Source organism: Fervidicella metallireducens AeB, from assembly GCF_000601455.1.
In the GTDB taxonomy this organism is placed as follows: Bacteria; Bacillota; Clostridia; order Clostridiales; family Caloramatoraceae; genus Fervidicella; species Fervidicella metallireducens.
In genome coordinates this window covers 1-7,250 of the sequence record NZ_AZQP01000068.1, presented here as the reverse complement: position 1 = coordinate 7,250, position 7,250 = coordinate 1, and the positions used below count along the sequence as shown (strand labels likewise).

Annotated in this window: 10 protein-coding genes; all 10 read right to left on the bottom strand. The window is 30.0% G+C overall.

Annotated elements, in window-relative coordinates:
* A partial coding sequence (locus Q428_RS13060) for a radical SAM protein (RefSeq protein WP_035381629.1) occupies nt 1-391 on the bottom strand: 391 nt, incomplete at its 3' end.
* A gap of 9 nt (nt 392-400) precedes the next feature.
* On the bottom strand, nt 401-1,246 hold the full coding sequence (locus Q428_RS13055; protein ID WP_035381627.1) for a PqqD family protein: 846 nt from the start codon (nt 1,244-1,246) through the stop codon (nt 401-403).
* A gap of 2 nt (nt 1,247-1,248) precedes the next feature.
* On the bottom strand, nt 1,249-2,292 hold the full coding sequence (locus Q428_RS13050; RefSeq protein WP_035381625.1) for a radical SAM/SPASM domain-containing protein: 1,044 nt from the start codon (nt 2,290-2,292) through the stop codon (nt 1,249-1,251).
* Between the two features lie 20 nt (nt 2,293-2,312).
* Entirely contained in the window at nt 2,313-2,864 is a 552-nt protein-coding gene (locus Q428_RS13045; protein WP_011838196.1) for a hypothetical protein, read from the bottom strand.
* Nucleotides 2,865-2,954: 90 nt separating this feature from the next.
* Nucleotides 2,955-3,137, bottom strand: a complete 183-nt coding sequence (locus Q428_RS13040; protein ID WP_020458080.1) for a hypothetical protein — start codon at nt 3,135-3,137, stop codon at nt 2,955-2,957.
* 193 nt (nt 3,138-3,330) lie between these two features.
* Nucleotides 3,331-3,951, bottom strand: a complete 621-nt coding sequence (locus Q428_RS13035) for a DUF1533 domain-containing protein (protein WP_011838197.1) — start codon at nt 3,949-3,951, stop codon at nt 3,331-3,333.
* A complete protein-coding gene (locus tag Q428_RS13030) occupies nt 3,944-5,419 on the bottom strand; it encodes a radical SAM/SPASM domain-containing protein (RefSeq protein ID WP_011838198.1) in 1,476 nt (491 codons plus the stop codon). Before Q428_RS13030 ends, Q428_RS13035 begins: the two co-directional genes overlap by 8 nt.
* Nucleotides 5,420-5,737: 318 nt before the next feature.
* Entirely contained in the window at nt 5,738-6,334 is a 597-nt protein-coding gene (locus Q428_RS13025; RefSeq protein WP_041734287.1) for an SdpI family protein, read from the bottom strand.
* Nucleotides 6,335-6,346: 12 nt separating this feature from the next.
* Nucleotides 6,347-6,607 carry a metalloregulator ArsR/SmtB family transcription factor gene (locus Q428_RS13020; protein ID WP_011838200.1) on the bottom strand — a complete coding sequence of 87 codons (261 nt, stop codon included), beginning with the start codon at nt 6,605-6,607 and terminating at the stop codon, nt 6,347-6,349.
* A 310-nt stretch (nt 6,608-6,917) separates the two neighbouring features.
* On the bottom strand, nt 6,918-7,250 hold a 333-nt coding region (locus tag Q428_RS14695; protein ID WP_051515175.1), incomplete at its 5' end, for a hypothetical protein.

Here is a 7,250-nt window from a genome sequence, read left to right as displayed (position 1 = left end):
CATCTAAGCTAACTTGTACTTCTTTTACTCCTAAAACATTTAGCATTTCAGCCGTTTGTTCATCAATTAAAGTCCCATTTGTAACTATAGATGTTCTTACATTTCTCTGTCCTAACAGCATCAGACAATTAAATAGTACCTGCTTTCTAACCAAGGGCTCTCCACCAGAAAAACAAACGTTAGCAACTTTCATTTCTCCCAGTTCCTTTACTATTTTAATTATCTGATCATCCTCCAGCTCCTTACAAGCTGATTTTGTCGATGTTGGACTATCATTAAAGCAATGCAAACATCTTAAGTTACACTTATTGGTTATGTTTAGGACAACATATAGCGGTGCACCTATACTACTCTGAAATTCTAAATTTTCTCCAAACATTATTCTTTCCATAAAAACACCTTATATACAATAGTTATATTCAACAACATTTTGGTTATATCCTAGCTCATCTTCTAATGTCACACCTTTAACAAAATGTCCTTCTTTAAATATTGTATTTTCGATATTATCATTATCTGATAGATAAAGCCTAAACTTTTTTATTGATTTTTTTGATATCTGTGGTATCATGGAGATTACATATTCTAAAAATTTATCTTCCACATTTGTATCATCATCCATGATTACAGCTATAAGTGAATTAACATTTATTTTCATATTATTCATGCTAAAGAATACACCTCTAATTTTGTCTTCTTTTTCTAATACAAATATAAATTGTGCTTTTGTTAAGAATCCTGATTTTAATGTTTCTGCATTTACTAGGTTAACTACATCTACATAGGGGTTAATATATCTATACTGACTATTTCTTTTTTCTTCATCCATTATGTTAGCTTTCTTGAAGTAACCAATAATCTTACTTACATCCTTATAATCAGCTAAATATGCACTAAATCCATACCCTAATTCAAATTTATATTTATCTATAAAAGGATTAGTTCCTTCCCAAGTTAACAGTTGTAAATCCAAGAAATTCTGGATTATCGAAACAACATCATTATATACTACTTCCCTTGGAGCTTTATACTTTGTAACAAAATAATCAACTATATCCTTTAGCGTGGTTTCTCCATTAAGCAATTTGATTATTTCTACACAAGTCCAATTCAATATTGTTTCATTAGAAAGTGCCGGAGTTATAAACCTAAATGAAAAGTATCCATCATTCTCTTCTCTGGAATACGCTATTAGGTTTGTTAAAAACTTTGGTTTAAACTCTAAAAGATTAACTTCATTATTCATAATTACCTCACATCAATATATTTTAAATTCTTATTTTCTATAATGTCCAGTTCTATATCACTGTCTTTAAATGTTTTGGGCATACCTATATAATCCATATTAATTTCTCTAACAGATTTAATCTTTCTAGATACCTTTTGAATAATGTCAAGTTTCCAAACTGCACCTAGTCCATTTTTCCAATACTCTATCAAGCTATGTTTTTTAACATTCCCAACCACTATCGGCAAATATATACTTGGAGCAATTCCGCCATCCGCCTTTATAGACACAAAGGGACAACACTCCTTATTATATTCAGAAAATCTTATAAAATGGTCTACTGGGTCTCCCCATTCAAATCTTATTCCTCTGCCTCTATACAAAGATTCTCTTTTCCTCCTATTAAAAGATTTAATCATTCTTCTATACTGTAAACTATTAGGCAGTATTTCTCTATCGTTTTCTTCTCCTCTTCCAATAGGCATGGTGGCTTGTACCCTTATTTCTCTTACTGATAATTCTATACAAAAATCAACAATCTGATCAAATTCTTCTGTGTTCCAACTAGTTGGCGTAAATGCAACACCCGTTTCTATTTTTACATCTTTTAAATTCTGTAATGCTTCAGCTGCCTTTTCAAAGGCTCCTTCATGTCTTCTTAGCCTATCATGTGACTTCCCAATACCATCAATACTTATTTGTGCTCTTGATAAACCAGCTTCTTTTAACTGCTTTGATACTTCCGGTGTTAATAGTAATCCATTTGTAACAAATGAAACTTGTATACCTTCATCATTTAATATTTTTATGCACTTTAGAAGAATATCTTTTCTCAGTAATGGTTCACCTCCACAAAAGCATACGTTCAATGGCTTTATCGAAGCTATATCCTTAACTAAGGCTACTAGTTCTGAGTCTGTCATTTCCCCTTCAGTACATATATTATTTTCACCACTAAAGTTGTAGCAATGCAAGCATCTAAGATTACATCTATTTGTTATATCAACAGTCAATTGATAAGGTCCCTTTAATATACTATTATGTGTACAAACTTTATTTTCCATAATGCCTCCATACTATATTATTATTTCATCTTTATTATCATTGTTGTTAATGCTACTCCGTTACCAACTTCGTTTTCCCTTGTAACTTCATGAGAGAAACCAGCTTCCATAAGTTTATTTTTCCAGTACTCAGTAAATATGCCGTTCTCTCTTATATACGTTCTTATCTTTGTCGGTTCTACAATGGAGTATTCCGGTAATATTTCTGTAGCGAAAATAAACATGTCCCTTAGCCTACTCATTTCACCCTCTTCACATATTATCAAGTTCAGATTGAGTACCTTTGATAAATTATTTCTGTTTATGTCTAGTGCTATCAAAGCAGCAATTTTGCCTTCCTTCTCCATAACTATGTATTCTTCATAAAAATTATATATACTGCTTCTTATGTTTATGTCATTATAACATTCTTGATTTAATATTTGATCGCTCAAAAATATTCTTTTCGACATTTCAAATTCATGCTTGCTATTCATATATTTATTCATAAATTTTATAAGTCTTTTTGTATCTGCCTCTTCGATTAGCTTAATACTGTAAAGTTCATTTATACTTTTATTTTCCAGCATCATATAGGAGTACCTCCGAATTAATTCGATTTTTTAATGAATATTAAAATGATTAAGTTCTTGTAAATACAAGAACTTAACCATTTTCCTATTTTACCAGTATGGATCACACCAAACCCATGCTGCTCCATAAACTACAGCTGCTACTGCACCTGCAATTAGCGCAGCACCTGCAACAGCTAAAACTGCATAGCCCATTTTTATTAAGCTAACAGCATTTGCTGAGCTGCCTGATCCCCCAACTAGTTGAATTGATGGTGATTGATAATTCTGCATTATGTATCCCCCCTTTCCTATTGCTTTAATCAAAAGCTAATGCATAACCTTTGATTAACCCTTAAACTTTGATAATTTCTATAGATAATCTGCATTCCTGAAGATTAAGTTTTCTTTATTTGAATAGTCAAAAGACAACTTAAAAAAAGCAAAATATCATCATAATTAGTGATTATCGGCATAAATAGCCCTATTAATTACATGAATACTCAAGAACTTGTCCCTTATTTACTGCTTTGATTAATTTTCTATCGGCGGAATTTGAATACAATAGGAATTGCTTTTCTGTACAGTCAATAACCTTGGATAGTGATAATCTGGAACAAGAGTATACCTTATCTCCTAGCCTTACTTCTTCTAAACAACAATATGAAATTTCGTATTCCTCCACAATAGAAGTTTTAATATTTAAAATATTTATCTTATGTCTTTGTTCATTTGTAAAATCCAATTTACTAACTAAGTCGTAAACCTGTAGATTATCATAGATGTTATCTCTATTTTTTAATTTCTTTTTATATATACCCTTTGGAGTTTTTGCAACTAACTCTATAGAGTTCTTTTTGTAATGACACTCTATGTTAATATCCATATCACCAAACTTAGTAAAAACCTGCGATTTAATTGGCAGCAATGATTCTGAATTATAAAGTACCTGATTGCTTTCTAGCTCGGTTCCGTTTATCACAACTGTCGATTTAACTGTTCTTATTCCATTCTCCTCAACTATTTCGACTTTATACTCTCCTACCTTCTCATAGGCAGCTTTATCCGATACAACCTTTATATTGTAAATATATGTGTTTTTATACATAACCTACCTCACCACTTAATATTTCTTTCATTTTCAACTCATGTTTAAGTATTTCTTTTTTCCACCTACATTCAACTAAACTAGAATTTGTTATAGCTTGAGAAATACAGCCTAAACAATTGCTGACATAATCACAATTCTTACAAGTATTTAGGTCCGGACTCTCTAAATTTGAAAAACATTCATTGGTTGACTTGTTAATTATATTTACCATATCCTCACCATGATTTATTTTCCCTATTGTAAATGTACTCATCATGCATGGTTTTATGTTTCCGTTTGCCTCAATAAACAACAATCTCGATCCCGCTCCGCACCCATTACAACTACATTTGACATTGTTATTTCTATATAAATAATATTCTTCAAGACTTGGGCATTTATCCAGAAAACTACTTGTCCAATTTCCGTCCTCCTCATATGTAACCAAAAAATCTTTTCCTTTATAATCTCTCATTATTTTATCTACTTTCTTTATTATTGAATCTAAATCACTTTCTCTTGCATCTTTCATTTCCCTAATTGCTCTTCCATGATTTACAACTCTGCCAAAACCTATAGACTTCGCTCCATTTTCATATGCAATATCAGCAATAATATTTATATATTCTAAATTCTTTTTTGTTATCACAGTACCAATTGAAAAGCTTACTTTTGCATTTTTTAGATATCCCATAGCAAGTATTACTTTTTCAAAAGCTCCCTTAACTCCCCTTAATTCATCATGTATTTCTTTGGTAGGGCCATCCAAGCTAAGCTTAACACGCTTTATTCCAACTTCTGATAGCCAATTTGCCCAATTTTGATTCAATCTCATACCATTCGTGATTAATGTTGTTTCAAATCCACGTGCTATGCTATACTTTATAATTTCTTTTATTTTAGGATGACACATTGGGTCGCCGCCGGTTATGCTTACACTATTACACCCATCACTTAATTTATCTAGAATAGAATAAATTTGTTCTTCTGTTAGCTGAGTGTTTCTCATAGCTCCTGCTTCACCATAACAATGTTTACATCTAAGATCACATTGCTTAGTTATTTCTATAGAACAGGAATAAGGTACATACCAGTCTCTGCTTCCGGTATTTTTGATTACTCTATTCTGCTTATATTCTAAAAAATCTATTATGTTTCTCCTGTACAGCTGCAAGATAAACATTTTAATTGAAAAATACTTGCTCATATCCGACTGATCTAACTCTTTAAATGAATTAGACACAACTTCCTGTAATGTATGCTCTCCATTGAGCTTGTTTATTACTTCTGCCCCTTCAATATTTAACGATAAAACCTCGATGCCATTAAATATTAATAAAGTTTTATCTGGCCAATTATGTAAATGGTAATTTTCTTTTAGAATTATATACTTATTATCATCAATCATATCTAATCTAATATTAGAATTATAATTATATATTTGTGATACAAGATTTTCTCTTAAAATTATTGGAACTTTCATCATTTACTATCCTCCAAAGTCGCTTTGCAGTACTCGTTTATTTGATTTTAATGTAAAATATAGATAAAATTCCATTTCTTATATATTCTATTATAAAATACTTTTTTGGTAGTCAAGATGCTTTATATTAAATTTTAGTACTATTGTGTAACTACTTTATAATTTAATTAAGGATGACATAGAAAAGACCCCATCCTAATACCGGATGAGGACTTTTCACCACTTAGCTATAAGCAATATACTTCCGAAGAATATTGTAAAATAAAATATACATCCTTTTTTTACATTCTAATGTAAAATATATCTTTTTTAGATATATCATCAAATCTTATTCTTTTTACAATAAACACTAATATAAAAATCATTAATTATTGACCATAATACTACTCCTACTAATAATAGCACGATCAAATATTTGCCTCTCATAAATAAACAAATTATGAATAATATTGTTCCAACAATTACTAAACTAATTCCTCCAATTGTATTAGCCTTTCTCCACACCTTCTCGTTACTTAATGCTTTTTTTGTTCTTACTCCAATTATAAAATTCTGTTTGATTTGCGGCATTATATTACCAATATAAATTAGCATATACGAAATTATTATCGAAACAATTTTATAAGAATCTATTTTCGCATTAAAGTAACTATAAAGTAATACAAATTGTATAGTCATTAATACGATTGTAGAACTTATTAACACTTTATAATAGTATTTTTCAATAGCAGCCATATCTTTCGCCTTGCCTGCATACGTCCTAAAAATTACATACTGAATCAGAATACTAACTGCAATTATTAGTGTGGCATATAGATTACTTGTTGAACTATTTTTATTAGCAATATAGTAAGAAACTGCAAATACAATATTTGCTAAAATAATAAATAGTATCCCTCTATTCTTATTTTTATCCAACACACTTCCCTCCTACTTATTATCTCTTAGTCCCATAAACCAATTTATAATATACTGAATTGAAGACATCTTTATAGAGTAAATTGAGAATTGCCCTTCTTTTCTAGATTCAACAATTCCTGCACTTTCAAGAACTTTTAAATGATGGGATATACATGGTTGCGTTTTATTAAAATCCTTAGCAATTTCATTTACTGACATATCCTTTTCTACGAGCATACTAATAATCTTCCTTCTTGATTCATCAGATAATGCCTTAAATATTTTATCCAAAAACTCACCTCTTCCTAATAGTACTTCCAAAGTTTTTCAAACTACTGATTTTTCACAATTGACTATCATGCAAGAATTATCTCAGAGTAAAATTCTTAGAAATTTAATATCATATTAATTATTTCTCTGAATATTCGCAAATAAAGCTAAGTTTTTGGCACCTATAGATAACTTTGGGAGATTAAAATACCTTTTACCATTGCTTACTTATTTAGTTAATACTGTTTTATTAAAAACATATCAATTACTATTATATTCACCAATTTTTAATTATCGTTCCCCGGATATATTCTAAAACTGCCAAATAAAACTATCTCTTTTCCCTATGCCAACCCCGCTTCCCACAATAAGGACACTTTAAATATTTTTTATCTACATTATGCGGAGAAATTAAATCAATAACTGGAGATATTTTAAATTCCTTCTTGCACTCTATGCAAGTATATACAGCTCTTCTAGAATGCATTACGACTAATAAAATTAAACCAATTAGAGCAATCGATACAAATATTCCTATTCCATTTTTCATGTCTTGTAAAAGGTAACCGCTAACTATTAATATAACCGCATATACCCCTATTGATATTAGTGTTTTGAAATCAATTTTTTTGTCTTCTTTCATGACAACCCCTCCAAAAATATT